General features: G+C 43.2%; 13 protein-coding genes and 2 pseudogenes. 12 read left to right on the top strand and 3 right to left on the bottom strand.

What is annotated here, in order from left to right:
- The first annotated feature begins 469 nt into the window (after window positions 1-469).
- The 11 genes and pseudogenes from Q1Q15_RS24660 to Q1Q15_RS24610 all read left to right on the top strand — a co-directional run bounded on the left by Q1Q15_RS24660 (window position 470) and on the right by Q1Q15_RS24610 (window position 12,206).
- Window positions 470-964, top strand: coding sequence for a 6-carboxytetrahydropterin synthase (locus tag Q1Q15_RS24660; RefSeq protein WP_300465316.1), 495 nt, complete (start codon window positions 470-472; stop codon window positions 962-964).
- A 172-nt stretch (window positions 965-1,136) separates the two neighbouring features.
- Entirely contained in the window at window positions 1,137-1,730 is a 594-nt protein-coding gene (locus tag Q1Q15_RS24655; RefSeq protein ID WP_300465315.1) for a superoxide dismutase, read from the top strand.
- A gap of 210 nt (window positions 1,731-1,940) precedes the next feature.
- On the top strand, window positions 1,941-2,882 hold the full coding sequence (locus Q1Q15_RS24650) for an ion transporter (RefSeq protein WP_300465314.1): 942 nt from the start codon (window positions 1,941-1,943) through the stop codon (window positions 2,880-2,882).
- A gap of 440 nt (window positions 2,883-3,322) precedes the next feature.
- Window positions 3,323-4,489, top strand: coding sequence for a Fic family protein (locus Q1Q15_RS24645; protein WP_300465313.1), 1,167 nt, complete (start codon window positions 3,323-3,325; stop codon window positions 4,487-4,489).
- A gap of 320 nt (window positions 4,490-4,809) precedes the next feature.
- Window positions 4,810-5,187: a hypothetical protein gene (locus Q1Q15_RS24640; protein WP_300465312.1), complete on the top strand. Its 378-nt coding sequence runs from the start codon at window positions 4,810-4,812 to the stop codon at window positions 5,185-5,187.
- Window positions 5,174-5,455 carry a hypothetical protein gene (locus tag Q1Q15_RS24635; protein WP_300465311.1) on the top strand — a complete coding sequence of 94 codons (282 nt, stop codon included), beginning with the start codon at window positions 5,174-5,176 and terminating at the stop codon, window positions 5,453-5,455. The genes Q1Q15_RS24640 and Q1Q15_RS24635 overlap by 14 nt, the downstream gene beginning before the upstream one ends.
- A gap of 107 nt (window positions 5,456-5,562) precedes the next feature.
- Window positions 5,563-6,396 (top strand): hypothetical protein, encoded by an 834-nt coding sequence (locus Q1Q15_RS24630; RefSeq protein WP_300465310.1) that lies wholly within the window; start codon window positions 5,563-5,565, stop codon window positions 6,394-6,396.
- Window positions 6,333-9,524, top strand: coding sequence for a CARDB domain-containing protein (locus tag Q1Q15_RS24625; protein ID WP_300465309.1), 3,192 nt, complete (start codon window positions 6,333-6,335; stop codon window positions 9,522-9,524). The genes Q1Q15_RS24630 and Q1Q15_RS24625 overlap by 64 nt, the downstream gene beginning before the upstream one ends.
- Window positions 9,525-9,566: 42 nt before the next feature.
- A pseudogene (locus Q1Q15_RS24620) lies at window positions 9,567-9,788 on the top strand (restriction endonuclease); the annotation flags it as partial.
- Between the two features lie 827 nt (window positions 9,789-10,615).
- Window positions 10,616-11,854, top strand: a complete 1,239-nt coding sequence (locus tag Q1Q15_RS24615) for an aminotransferase class V-fold PLP-dependent enzyme (protein ID WP_300465307.1) — start codon at window positions 10,616-10,618, stop codon at window positions 11,852-11,854.
- Between the two features lie 4 nt (window positions 11,855-11,858).
- Window positions 11,859-12,206, top strand: a complete 348-nt coding sequence (locus Q1Q15_RS24610) for a hypothetical protein (RefSeq protein ID WP_300465306.1) — start codon at window positions 11,859-11,861, stop codon at window positions 12,204-12,206.
- A gap of 14 nt (window positions 12,207-12,220) precedes the next feature.
- Here the strand turns inward: Q1Q15_RS24610 and Q1Q15_RS24605 are convergent, their stop codons facing one another.
- Complete coding sequence (locus Q1Q15_RS24605) at window positions 12,221-12,394, bottom strand: hypothetical protein (RefSeq protein ID WP_300465305.1); 174 nt, start codon at window positions 12,392-12,394, stop codon at window positions 12,221-12,223.
- A gap of 222 nt (window positions 12,395-12,616) precedes the next feature.
- Here Q1Q15_RS24605 and Q1Q15_RS24600 point away from each other — a divergent pair, with 222 nt between their 5' ends.
- Window positions 12,617-13,255 carry a cyclase family protein gene (locus tag Q1Q15_RS24600; RefSeq protein WP_300465304.1) on the top strand — a complete coding sequence of 213 codons (639 nt, stop codon included), beginning with the start codon at window positions 12,617-12,619 and terminating at the stop codon, window positions 13,253-13,255.
- A gap of 323 nt (window positions 13,256-13,578) precedes the next feature.
- On the opposite strand, the gene Q1Q15_RS24595 is transcribed toward Q1Q15_RS24600, so the two are convergent.
- Window positions 13,579-13,968 (bottom strand): hypothetical protein, encoded by a 390-nt coding sequence (locus Q1Q15_RS24595; RefSeq protein ID WP_300465303.1) that lies wholly within the window; start codon window positions 13,966-13,968, stop codon window positions 13,579-13,581.
- Window positions 13,969-14,031: 63 nt separating this feature from the next.
- A pseudogene (locus Q1Q15_RS24590) lies at window positions 14,032-14,476 on the bottom strand (hypothetical protein); the annotation flags it as partial.

The following is a 14,476-nucleotide window of genomic DNA, read 5'->3' as shown; positions in this document are numbered from 1 at the left end:
TGCGACCTTTATCCCAATGTTGATGAACAATTGCTTGAATAAAAGTTAAATCTGTGGCAGTTATTTTTCGATTTCTGATGACTAATTCTTCCATGTATAATTGTATAGCAGATAACAATGGGAGACGCCAGCACAAAATGAAGGTAGTCAAAAAAAATACTACAAATTATGGAATTATAAACAGACTGTGATAGCAGCGTGTTGAAAAATACTGGGTTGAAATGTTTCTTTGTGGGTTGAAAATTTTAGACGGAGTGCAGTTTTGGGAGTATTAAACAACCTCAAAGCACGTTGGAAACAAAGGCAACTGTCGGGTGTGGCAACACGCCTTATCAATGCTTGAGCCCTGTGAGGTGAAAGTCTCACGCAGGGTTCTTAAGGGGCTTGGGACCGGTGACGGTCCCCGGCTACCTGGCACAGGCCGCAGATTTTTGTAGTTCGTATCATTTAACTTAAGGAGAAAAGTATCATGTCAAACGACAAATACACATCAATCGTAAACCTTGACTTTCAGTACGCACACAGATTTATGAAATGGCCGAGAGAAGCAAAGCACCTTCACGGGCATTCAGGTCTTTTAACGATTGAACTTGAAGACACCGTAGACCCGGTAACTGGATTTGCACACGCTTGTAAAGATGGATTCAAAAAAGCATGGGAAGTTTGTGACCATTTCCACCACGCAACATTGTTTCAAGAAGGCGATCCGCTTCTTGACGCGGTTATTGCTGTATACAAAAAAGAAGGCATTAATAATGACCCAGAGCATTGTGTTCCTCTTAAAAAGATAGACCATGCACTTGCTTGGTCATACCCGGAATACAGAATAGTTGTGACCAAAAAAGTATCTACTTGTGAAAATCTTTGCGAGCTTTTCTACGAGCTTCTTAAAAATAAGATGCCAATCAAAAAAATCACTTTTCGCTCATCTTCTATGAACGCAGCATCGAAAGAATTTAAGTAAAAAAGCCATAATATTTCACATCCACCGGCTTTGAGGGGAATAGGGACATAGACATAACAGCATATTAACGGAATTAATAGAAGACTACATAAGCCGATTCTGTGTGCTACGCGCCCAGAACGGCTTATGTAGTCGTTTGAAAAAATAAATTTTATATAATAAGGAGAAAAACATGACAATTATCCTAGCCAATCTTCCTTATGAAAAAGATGCTTTGGAACCCCATATCAGTGCGAAGACCATGAGCTTTCATTATGGAAAACACCATAACGCTTATGTTACCAACCTGAATAAGCTAATCGAGGGAACTGATCTGGCCAACGAGACGTTAGAGGATATTATCAAAAAAACAGCCAATAATGCTGAAAAAGCGGGAATCTTCAATAATGCTGCTCAGGTTTGGAACCACACATTTTACTGGCATTCAATGATGCCCAATGGCGGAGGGCTACCTACTGGCGCTATTGCAGAGAAGATCAATGTCGATTTTGGCGGATATGACAATTTCATTGAACAGTTGAAAAATACTGGACTGACTCAATTCGGTAGCGGCTGGGCATGGCTTGTTCTGAAAAACAACAAGTTAGAGCTTATGGCAACTTCAAATGCTGACACACCCATAGCTCACGGCTTAAAGCCCCTATTGACAGTGGATGTATGGGAGCATGCATATTACCTTGACTATCAAAATGGGCGAGGAAATTACCTTGATGCCTTTTTACACAATCTTGTTAATTGGGAGTTCGTTAACTCCAATCTCGTTTAACTGTGGGGCGATAAAAACCGAGATCCAAATTAGTTAGGCCAAGCTCGACTAAAAAGTAAAATTTTAGCGATTTTGTGCCCGGCACACACAAGAAAAATGAACCGGATAAAGCCGGTTATTTTCAAAATTATAGAGGCTTAAGCCCAAAGTGTACAATCTTTGGGGAGGATCAGAGGATCAGTAATTAGAACTGTATAAAAAGGGGAAATCATGACCTTTCGATTACGCGTCTACAATTTACTGGAAACCAATACCAGATCGGGCAAGTTGGTGAATGGTGCCATTATGTTTCTAATTATCGTGAATATTCTGGCTATCATCATGGAATCGGTTGATTCTGTAGGTACTTATTATGAAAAGGTGTTCTGGTTATTTGAACTCTTTTCAATAGCCATATTCACCGTTGAATATGCGCTGCGTGTCTGGTCTTCGGTTGAAAGCCCAGACTACCAAAATAAGTTCACGGGGCGCTTGCGGTTTATGCTGACACCCATGGCTCTGGTTGATTTCATCGCAATCGTTCCCTTTTATCTCTCCATGTTCTTTGGATTTGATGCACGTTTCTTACGTGTGGTACGATTGCTGAGAATTTTCAAGCTCTCCCGCCACCTGAAAGCACTCGATATTTTGACAACGGTGGTGCGCAACGAAGCGGGGTCATTGGTGGCCGCTATCTTTATTCTTGGCGTAATGGTGGTGCTTTCCGCAGGCGGCATTTATGTTGCCGAACGAGGGTCTCAGGTAGAGACTTTCAGCAGCATTCCTGCGGCGATGTGGTGGGCGATCGTCACGCTCTCCACTGTCGGGTATGGCGATGTCGTTCCTGGATCCGTCGCTGGAAAACTTTTCGGCGTGCTGGTGATGGTTATCGGTGTTGGCATGGCTGCCCTGCCTGCGGGTATCATTGCCTCCGGTTTCTCAAGCGAATTGCAGCGACGGCGCGACACCTTCAAACTCAAAGTGACCCAGGCGCTTCAAGACGGCGTTATTACAGCCAAAGAGCAGCACGAATTAGAGGAGATTGGCGAGGAGTTGGGCTTGCAAGAAACAGAGACGGAAACACTCCAGCAAGCGGCAGCTTTACAGGAAGGAAATGCGAGTATGCAGACACATCAGACCTGCCCGCATTGCGGGAAATCCCTTACTTGCTAACAGGTGTTTCAGTCCAGGTCTCACTTCAGAAGGTGTGTGACGAGCTGCGGGAAACCCTTAAACAGGTTGGTTATGCGGAATTAGAGAAAGTGTATAGAGCGAATGATATTTTTGATAGTAAAGAAAAAATAATCATTCATGCACAAGAATTTGGTATTGGATAATGTAATTACTCAGCGTAATGAAATATACAGACCTTTTAATCCAACAATCAAAATGCTGCCGGACGAGCCGCAGATTTTGCAATGTTGTGGTCTCTTCTTGGGCGGGACTACGGATAAAACGCTTTTAGTTTTTACGGCAGCTTACAAGAACCACGCCTGCGTTTATTTTTTAGCAATCCCGAAGTACCCCTTGACAACATATTACCAAGCCGTTATTTTGCGTTAAGGACTAATTTGAAATAAAAAAATTGTTAATTCAAAAATTGAAATAAAAACATGAACAGAGACTTACAAGGCCGCTATATTACTATCTCGACAGTTGGAGAAAAGGCTCAAGCCTTTATTCCTGCTACACTACCGCCGACACCACCTATAGAATGGTCATCCGAACTTAGGGAGAAATTTGACCAGGCTCTGCTGGCTCTCGGTCGTCTTGACAGTGTCTCTGTTTTGCTTCCTGATACATCTCTTTTCCTTTATATGTATGTTCGCAAGGAAGCGGTGCTCTCTTCCATGATTGAAGGTACTCAGTCATCTCTTTCTGACCTGCTGCTGTTTGAATTCAAGCATCAACCCGGAGTTCCTTTGGATGACGTTCAGGAAGTTAGCAACTATGTGGCTGCCCTTCATCATGGTCTTAAACGACTTGGAGAGGACTTTCCTCTTTCTCTAAGACTGCTTAAAGAAATTCATAGTGTTCTGCTATCGAAAGGTCGTGGTAAAGACTGTGATCCTGGCGAGTTTCGGAGAAGCCAGAACTGGATTGGTGGAAGCCGTCCCGGTAATGCGGCTTTTGTACCACCACCCCCTGAATATATTCAGGAATGTATGGGAAAGCTGGAGCTGTTTCTGCATGATCAACCGAACAAAACTCCGGTGTTGATCAAGGCTGCATTAGCCCACGTCCAATTCGAAACCATCCACCCGTTCCTTGATGGCAATGGTCGTCTCGGTCGTCTGATAATCACGCTGCTGTTATGTTCTGAAAAAGTCCTTAAAGAACCGATGCTGTACCTCAGTCTTTATTTCAAAACACACCGCCAACGCTATTATGAACTTCTCAACCAAGTCAGGTTGACCGGTGATTGGGAGACTTGGCTCGATTTCTTTGCCGATGCCGTTATTCATACAGCAACAAGAGCCGTTGAAACATCTCAACAATTGATGAGATTGTCCACTGAAGACGGGCTGCGCATTAATGGACTAAAACGCATATCCGGTTCGGCCCATCTCATTCATAAGGCAATGCTGGAGCGCCCAATAGGTTCACCGAACTCGATCCAGGAGAAAACGCAACTTTCACCAGCCACAGTCAATGCATGCCTTCGCGAACTTGAAAAGCTTGGTATCGTTAAAGAAATTACCGGACAGAAGCGTAACCGTCTATATTCATATGTGGAGTACATACAGATCATGAACGAAGGGACCGAGTTGCCCCAATAATCGTATTTGAATCTGATCTGCAAATTCCAGGGACAATATAATCCCAATCGGGTAGCCGGGGGTTTTAATCCCCCACCCTGTCCAGGGCATTACCCCCGGCATTTGGCTACTATGTGGTGCATTATACTGGTTGGTCACCCCTGAAGGAAGTAAATGGCTTCAAGGCCTATTGATACATATAGATTTTGGTTAATCAATCAAAGGGGTCCGTTATTGGGCAAACACTTGTGCTAATTGCGGTATGATACAAGGTGATAATTTTCTTTTCCTCTTTGAAAATGGACCCTTGTTCGGACTGCCGCTTTCTAGGAAATTAACCCATGGCCATCCAACCCGGATTATACGAACAACTGATCACACAGGCACTGAAGCAAAAGCTGGATAAACTGGATAAGGGGCTCAAAAGCATCACCACCCGGGTGGACACTGAAGAAAGCCACGGCATACTGGCCCGCTACATGGAACAATACCTTGCCGGCATCCTGGCACGGGTCAAAGGCCGTGACAAGCTTGTAAAACAGATTGCCGTGTGCAATGAACTCATCTTTTCGGCCTGCAACTCCATTGAAAAAAATCGGGTTGGCCATGGGTACATTGATCTGGAGGGCAAACGTCTGCTGCAAGTCCTTGATCCTGCCCTTGCCAATTCTCCCAGATCGGAAAACCGCTTTTGGTGCGGCCTATGTGGGGTCGTCTAATATTTCAAATCCTGCCTTGACCGATGGTCTGGAGTGGAATGTAAAATTGTGCCAGCAGGAATCAGGCCATCTCTGGGAAAAGATCAATGCCACCTTTGAGACCTATCTGCGCTCCCGGGAGTTCGAACCCGTCTCCCTGGAATTTTTGCCGCGCCTGGAACGGGCCGATGGCAAGAACATTTTGGCCTGGTTCCATGACCGGATCTGTTCTGAAATCCGGCTGCCAGACGGTTGGCAGTGGCATGATCAAAGCCCCTTTTTTTGTTAAACATTTGGTGATGGGGTCAATATTCAAAGGATGAGCCAGTAATTTTAAAATGGGATCAGGTCTTGTCCGACCCCATTTTTATTTATGCACATTATAAGGGGTAGCAAATGGGGATTGAACTGAAAAGTGTGGATAGATCTTATCGCGCTAATTTTTTGTTTTGTATAGTATTGCTCGTGGTTTTAATTTTAAGCCATACTGGTTTTGCATTTGAATTATTAACTTTTGAAAGTACCACTGCCAAGTATACCTATTATCTGAATGCAGCCAATGAACAGGTAAAACATGGTACGGACACCCGATATTATACGTATCCCACAGTCAGCCAGATTATTCACTGGAATCACGGGCAGCAGCATGGCCTGGATGAAGCATGGTATAGACCCCATTACAGCTATGGATATGTCAAACACTGGGAAAAAAATTATCAGAATGGAGTGCTGCATGGTAGCAGCAAACAATGGACTCAATCCACCGGTCAAATAGAATCTTTCACAAATTATCGTTACGGGTTGTTGGACGGTGTTTATCAAAAATGGCGGAGCGCTCCAGATTTCAGTCAGTACAACCCCTACTACTTCCATATGCATGAAAATGCAACCTATAAAAATGGTTTGCTGCATGGTGCTTATACAAAATGGATTACAACGACATATACATCCTACGGCTATACTTATTATAATCAGCGGATAAAAGATCAGGAAGGCAACTATGCCTATGGCAAAAAGGATGGCAAATGGAAGTTTTATCACTCAACGGAGTCATCTCCCTATTTTGTCAAATCTGAAGGCTATTACAGCAACGACAATAAATGCGGCGACTGGCGATATTATTATGCCACAACCGGCGGACTTGCTTCAACTGAAGATTTAGGCCCATGCGGTGCGACTTATCCGCCTGGCGGTGGAGGACCTCTGCCTGGGGGCTATTCCCGTATATAGGCGGCCGGGTTTTTGGAATCAAGGAAACCCAGGCATTTGTAGAGTTAGAAGCGAAAACAGATGGAAGCGGCAGTATCGCAGCCGGAGGAAAATCAGGATTTGATGCTGCCGGAGGTACAATTGAAATAAAACTTGGTGGGAAGGGGAACCTGAAATACGAAGATAATAAAGGGCTTGAATGGAAAGAGACCAGTCTGATACTCGGGGTTAAAGGAACTCTTAAAAAAGAAGTCGGGCCTGTCACTATAATTCCTGCCCTTGAAGGAGCGGTTAACCTTCCTTTGATTGGTGGCGCTGTGGGCTGGTTTAATGACAGGGCAAAAATTAAAGGCAGTATAACCACAGGCTCTGAAATGGCTCTTGAAATAATGAGCGCCACCGGCGAAATCGGTTTTAACAAAGCTGACATTCAAACGGATGCCGGCATTGGACTCGGGATGAGCATTGATATTATTGATGACCTTGAAGCAGAAGTGACAGGGGGTGGAAACGGTAAAATATCCTGGCAGGTTCCTGCTGATCCTGATTATTTCAGGCAACTTGATGCAGCACTGACTGCGAATATACAATTTACTATCATGGGATGGGCATGGAAAATTGGATACACTCATCCGTATACTTATCCTGCAACTACATCACAATCCTTATCCTATACTCAGGGTATCCCGACATATACATTGCAGCCAGTGTCCAGGGATTTTTTAGATTATGGTGATTATAATAAAAAAGTGACCTTTTCAAGCAGATCAGCCCAGGACATTGGCGGGACTGGTGCCAAAACAAACTTTCAGGTTGTTGAAAATGTATTTCCACACTCAGATCCTGCCATCGCAGAATATAACGGGAATGCCGCCATTGCATATGTTTATTTAGATCCTGATAATGCGGCAAACCAGGATACTGAAATTTATTATTCTTTTTTTGATGGGAGTGATTATACAGATCCGGCACCAATTCTTGATGATACAAGAGCTGACTTTTCTCCTTCAATCGCATATGACAGCACAGGAAAGATAATTTGCGTGTGGCAGCGGGTAAAAAATGAAAATTTTACCGGTGAGAGTATTCTTGATATGGTTCCTGAAATTGAAATTGTTTATTCTGCCTATGATCCGGAAGCGGCTACACCGGCATGGTCAGAACCCCAAGCACTGACAGACAATATTTATATGGATTACAATCCAATGCTCAGGCGGGGCAGTAACGGGAATCTGATGCTTTTGTGGTTCAGCAATGAAGGGAACCAGTTGATCGGCAATACTGCTAACCCTACCGCTGTTCACTATGCCACCTGGAATGGAAACGGATTTTCAAGTGTAAACACGGTTGTCGATGCCCTTGCAGACTGCTTTAAATTCTCATTTGCCTATAATGGAACTCAAGGCATTCTGACCTATACAAAAGATATGGATGGAACTTTTATTGCACCTGAAGGATCAGTAGAGCCGGCTTCTAATGACCAGGAAATCTTTTTGATTGAGTTTGACGGCACAAACTGGGGATCACCCACCAGGGTGACTGCCGATGATCCCGCAGATACAGCTGATACCAATTCCCAGATTCTTTATAATACTTTGGGAAATCCTGAACTTGTATGGCTCAGGGGAGATACCATTGTGCATCTTAAAAACTGGGCGTCACCCTATCCGTATGAAACAATAAAAACAGATATATTGTCAGCAGGTCTCATGGATTTTAAATTTTATTCAGATCTGAATGATCATCTTGTTATTTTATGGCAGGAGTCTGATGATAAGGGTATTGATCTTTTTTATTCTGTTTATGATAACAATAATTCCCTGTGGAGCAGTGATTTAAGATTGACCGACGACCCTGAGATGGAAAAAGATTTTGATGGATTGTTTGATGGCAACAATATGCTTCACCTTGTATTTAATAAAAAAGATGCTGATACCGGTGCAACAGGGCTATTTCATATGACCTATGAATTGACTGTTGACCTGATGATGCCCCCTGAAAGCATAAGTATGGATCCGGTTTCGCCTTTACCCGGCGATGCTGTGACCCTGACCGCAAAGGTTTTAAACAATGGAGATTTAAGCATAATAGATGAATCCATTTCCTTTTATCTGGGTGACCCGGCTGTTTCAGGCGTGTTGATAGGAAGTTCAAGTGTTAACATCACACCTGCCAGCCTTAAAGCTGGTGAAACAGGTCAGGCAAGCATAGACTGGACAATCCCTGCTGATATAATCGAATATACTGTTTATGCTGTTGCTGACCCTGATAATAACACTGTGGAAAGCAGCGAAGACAACAACAAAGCTCAATTTGAAATCATCAGACCTGATCTTGAGGCAGTCCACTGTGGTCTTGATCAAAAGCCTGACGGAACGTATCATATTGTTGCAGATATCAAAAATAATGGTTCCATACAGGCCCATGATGTGGAAGTCCTTTTTAAAGCTCAGGAAGATATTATCGATACAATGATAATACCGGATATTCTACCAGGGTTAACAGCCCAGGTCTCTTTGCCTGCAGCCCTTGAATTTTATAATTATTCTTCATGGACTCCGGAAATTTCATTTGTTGTTGATCCGGAAAATAAAATCAGTGAGATCAGTGAAGAAAACAATACTGCATCAACCATTTACACCCTGAATATTTTAGACCCTGAGTCCTATGATTTTGGAAAAATTTCATACAAAGGTCTTGTTAAAAACATAATTGTTTTTAACAAGACCCAGGTGCCAATGAGTTTGGGTGACATTGCTCTGTCCGGACAGGACGTCAATGATTATTCTATTATTGACGCTCCCTGCAAAGACCAGACACTCCCTGCCCAAACCAGCTGTATTATTGCTGTACAATGTCTGCCATCTACCTTGGGAGTCAAGAATACTGAATTAATTATCAACAATGACCAGGGCAGACTGCTTGGAAGCGTGTCTCTTGGAGGGGAACTTGATCATCTTATCCCAGGGGACATAAATGACAGCAATCTTCCACCTGATCTTATTGATGCAATGATAGCATTAAGAGTTGCAACAGGTGTAAGTGAATCTGAATTATATTTAATTGCTGATACAAATAAAGATGGCAGAATCAGTATTAATGAAGTCATTTTTGTTTTACAAAAAAACAGTGGAAGTGCAAAACCATGATAAGACTAAGTTAGGAAGATGTTTTTTGTCAAGAAACGTATGACAAATATTTTAGAGAAAAACTTCCCGACTTCAATACACGAAGATATCCTAGAAGCTGTCGGAATCGATCTTGAATACAATAATAAAATAAAAAGAAAGCGAGATCCGAACTTCAGGGATAAAATTTTAAATGCGTATGAATATCAATGTGCCGTCTGTGGTTTTAATGTCCGAGTCGGGAATTCTTTAGTAGCTCTCGAGGCTGCGCATATTAAATGGCATGTTCGCGAGGTCTTTCAGGGTTATGGTAGAGATAATGAAGGGAAGCCTTTTAATAAGAACGAACACCGCAAAATTCTTTAGACTACAATCTCTACAGAGTATTTTCATTTAGAAAGGCCCTCAAACTATTTATGCTGCAGGGCAGACTGGATAAAGTATGTACTCTAGACCCTGTACAATTCAGGGCTCATGTATGATTAACAGTTCTGGAAAGATGCTTGAAGGCGCAGGTCAAATAAGAATTCAGCTGGTGTAAAAAAACATGGCTCAACAGACAACAAAAATCCCTCTCTCTTCAATTATCCTTAACCATTTATTAAAAATGCACCGGATTTCACCGGTGATTTTTGAGTTGTAACCGGTTTGCCGCATATTCTAAACGTTACAAAACTGTCAGTTTGTGGGGCCCCATAAAGAGGAAGAATTTGTTCAGTATATGTTGGCAATAGGATACTTGACAACAATATTGAAATATTAAAAAGCTATAACACAGGATGAAGTGAATGTTTCCTGGGGGGAATGAGGGTAACCTGGACAACGAAAAACGGGGTGCTTCCCCCCTTCGGGGTAGACGCAGGCCAGATGGTCCGAACTTGGAAAACCCTCCTCGATACCGACTGCCACCTCTTTTTGCCCGCCCACGGGAAAGCCCGGCCGCGGGATGTGGTTGAACAGGCCTGGCTCCGCAGCCCGCAGGAATCTCATCCTTCAACTGGATCCTAAATGATCTTTTTTTGCTTCAAGGACACCGAAAACCGGATTTTTTATCGGCGGACGTTTCTAAAGAGATACGAATAAGATTCCACAAAAATTTGGAGGAGTGATTTATGACACAGTTGGATTCAAAATTTATCAGAAGTCAATTTCCTGCATTTGAAGAGCCGTCATTAAACGGATGGGGTTTCTTTGAAAATGCAGGCGGGTCCTATACATGTCGGCAGGTGATTTCCGGTCTGAACGACTACTATACACGGACCAAGGTTCAACCCTATTATAATTACCCGGCATCACAAAAAGCGGGGGCGGCAATGAATACGTCCTACAGCCAACTTTCAGCATACCTCAATGTCAGCGAAGATGAAGTCCAGTTCGGCCCGTCAACCTCTCAGAACCTCTATGTTCTGTCCCAGGCCTTCCGAGAACTGTGGAACGAGGGGGACGAAATCATCCTATCCAACCAGGATCACGAGGCCAATGCGGGATTTTGGAGACGTCTTGAAAAAACAGGCATCGTAATCAAGGAATGGCGCGTTGATCCTGAGACCGGAATGTTGAATCCGGATGATCTGGATGCCATGCTGTCCCATAAAACCAGGCTGCTGGCATTCCCTCATTGTTCCAATATCATTGGCCATGTCAATCCGGTGGCTGAAATCGTATCAAAGGCAAAGGCAAAGACAGCCGGCATCTGTGTAGTTGTGGACGGGGTGGCCTATGCCCCCCATGGACTGCCGGACATTGGATCGCTGGGGGCGGATATTTACCTGTTTTCCCTTTACAAAACATGGGGACCGCATCTTGGGCTCATGACCATTAAAAAAGAGGTCATGGATGAGTTGCCCAACCAGGGGCACTTCTTTAATAAGCACATTATTCGCAAAAAGATGCTGCCGGCTGGCCCTGACCATGCCCAGATCGCTGCTGCTTCCGGTGTGGCCCGGTATCTTGATACGGTTTATGAGCACCATTTCTCTAAAGCGGTTGATCCGGCAGAAAAAGGAAGGCATCTTAAAAAACTGTTCCAGGATCATGAGAGACGTCTGCTGGCAAAGCTCCTGGAATGGCTGCGCCAGCGCGATGATATCTGCATTGTTGGACCGGATGATCCAGAACTGCGAGTCCCAACCGTATCCATCGTACCAAAAAAGAAATCAATTGATGAGATCTTTGCGGTACTGACAGCAAAGAAATTGATGGCAGGGCAAGGACATTTTTACAGTGTCCGTCCGTTAATGGGATTGAACATCCCCCTTGACACGGGTATCCTACGATTATCATTCCTTCATTACACAATCGAGGATGAAATCAGCCAACTTATTGACGGGCTTTCCGCTGCTCTGGGTTAACACAATGATTAAGCAAAAATTAATTGATAAGTATTTACCAAGATATTCGTTCAACGAATATCATGAAACTGTAATAAATAGTTCTATTGATAAAGTGTATGAAAAAGCAAGGGATTTTGATTTAGCAAAATCAAATCTGATCAAGTGGTTATTCAAACTCAGAGGATTGCCAACAAAAAGGATGCATCTGCAAGATTTTATTTCAGATATTGGATTTACCAATATCGAAGAAAACATCCCTATAGAGAATCTGATAGGATTTTGGGCACGATATAAGATTGAACCAATTACGAGCCCTGATGACTTTATAAACTTATCGGCAACATCTAAACAGGAGGCCCATCATATATGACAGACGCTACTTTTTTAGATTACCTGCCTGCGAAGATCATGGAAGATGGCTTCAAGATCCTGTCCCTTGACCGTGGCCAGCTTTTTGTCGACAAAGTCGCGGTTCATGGAGGTGTCCATGTCCGAAAGCCGCTGATAATATCCCAGCCGTCGCCCCAGGACAAAATTATTCTGGGCCTGCTTGTCCATGGAGAGGAATCTGTCCAGTTTTGAAAGACGCTGTGAAGGATCTTAAAAACAAAACATGAAAACAAAATCTAAAATACTAATATATTTGATTTTACTATCCGTTTTTGATTTGATTATCCCGTTTCCGATTACTGCTGTGATTTTACTTTATGTACTTTTTAACAAACCCATTTGGTTTAAAAAATATGTAAAAGATATTTATAGGAGTTCCTGAAAATTATTATGACCACACTCATTGACCTTACCCATCCCATCCATGAAGATATGCCTGTTTATCCAGGCACCGAACAGCCGGTAACCAGCATTGGCTGTTCTATTGAGCAGGATGGTTTCCTTGAAAAAAAAATCACATTTTACTCCCATACAGGCACCCATATGGATGCTCCGGCCCATTTGATAAAGGGCGGAAAATTTCTGGACCAGTATGATATCGGTCATTTCTACGGTAGCGCTATCGTTGTACACCTTGAATCCAATGAGGATAATTCCATAGATCTTGGGGTTCTTAACCCTGTTGAGAATCAACTGAAAAACATTGATTTCTTACTGATTCATACAGGCTGGAGTCGTTATTGGGGAACGGACAACTATTTTTCCAACTTTCCGGTACTCACCCCGGAGGCTGCTGAGTGGGTGGCAGGGATAGGGTTAAAAGGCATCGGATTTGATGCCATCTCTGCGGACAGTGCTGATACTCGGACCTATCCCATCCATAAAATTCTGCTTGGATCGGATATGGTGATTGTTGAAAACCTGGCAAACCTGGATCAGCTTCATGGGGGGGCTTTTGGATTCAGTTGTTTTCCTCTGTACTTTCAGCAGGCAGACGGATCTCCAATCCGGGCAGTGGCCAGCATATAGGAGATGTTGAATTCCGGGGACAGGAATTCCGGGGACAGCATACCTATTTCAACAATCAACATACACCGGTTGCGACAAGAAGTCGCTTTTAACACTGTTGGAGGGTGTTTAATACAGCGGCTTAAAATCAGCAGATTATGCAAAAGTTACGATACAGAAAGATAAGATTTCGCTTTTAATAAAATATTTTCAAAAAAGGCAGTGAAGTAAAAACAAAAACAGTTAAAAATGGGAGGAAAAATTAATATAGGAAAATAGGATGCTGTAGAGTCTGCATATGACTCTTGGGAAAGAAGAATCCACCTAAAACCCCTTGGCAGCATTTACTCCAGCTGGATAAGGGACCGGATGGATTTGGGGATAGGAGTCCCGACTATTTTGTTGATTGCCCCAGGGTCATTCGAGTCGGAGCATTTTTGAAGCAGGAGGGTCGTTCGGGCAATAAACACCATGGCCCGGTGTAGTAACAGAACAATGGCCGCAATCTGTGACAGGATGTCCGCCCTGGTTTTATTATAAATGATGGGTTTGTCTATAATTTTAATATCTTCCTTGATGGTGCTGTTGGCTCTTTCTGATGCAGACCTGGCCCGTTTTATGGTGTTGTAACGCTTTGTTCCCCTTGGGATCTGGTTTTGAAGTCTTGGCTGATCTTTTATATACATGTGCCGGGAATATCCATTACGGTTTTCAATGTATCGGCATGACCCCATATCATAATTATCCTGTAGATTGATGATGCCCCTGGTTTTGAGTTTGAGACATTGTTTAAAGCATCAAAAGGTATGACGTTGTAATCTTTCATCAAAGCCGTTGGGCCTTGTTACTAAACCACAAGGTGCGTATGGCCACCCATTTGTGTCATATCCTCTCGCATGCAAAGCATCAGAGCTGATATTTTCCCGTCTTGGATTGTAATCAATGATCGGGATGGATCCTTTATCCCTTAAATATTGATAGTTTTTGGTAATATCATATTTTGCATCAGCAATATCAACAGATGTCTGGGTTTCATGGAAAGCAGCAATCTGTTCGTTGTTCTCAATGAGGATGTCCCCTTCTTCAGCATTGCCGGCAATATTGGTTGCTGCAACAGGTAGTTCAAGTTTCAGGTCAATCTCAACTGAAGTAGTCAGGACAAGGTTATATCCAAATATTTTTTGTTTTCGGTTGGCATTTTGTGGATCCCGGCGGACACCAACCCTGGCATCCGAGTCTTTG

The sequence above is a fragment of the Desulfobacula sp. genome (genome assembly GCF_030145145.1).
Taxonomy (GTDB): domain Bacteria; phylum Desulfobacterota; class Desulfobacteria; order Desulfobacterales; family Desulfobacteraceae; genus Desulfobacula.
The sequence above is the reverse complement of the archived record's forward strand: the minus strand, read 5'-3'. Positions and strand labels throughout refer to the sequence as shown.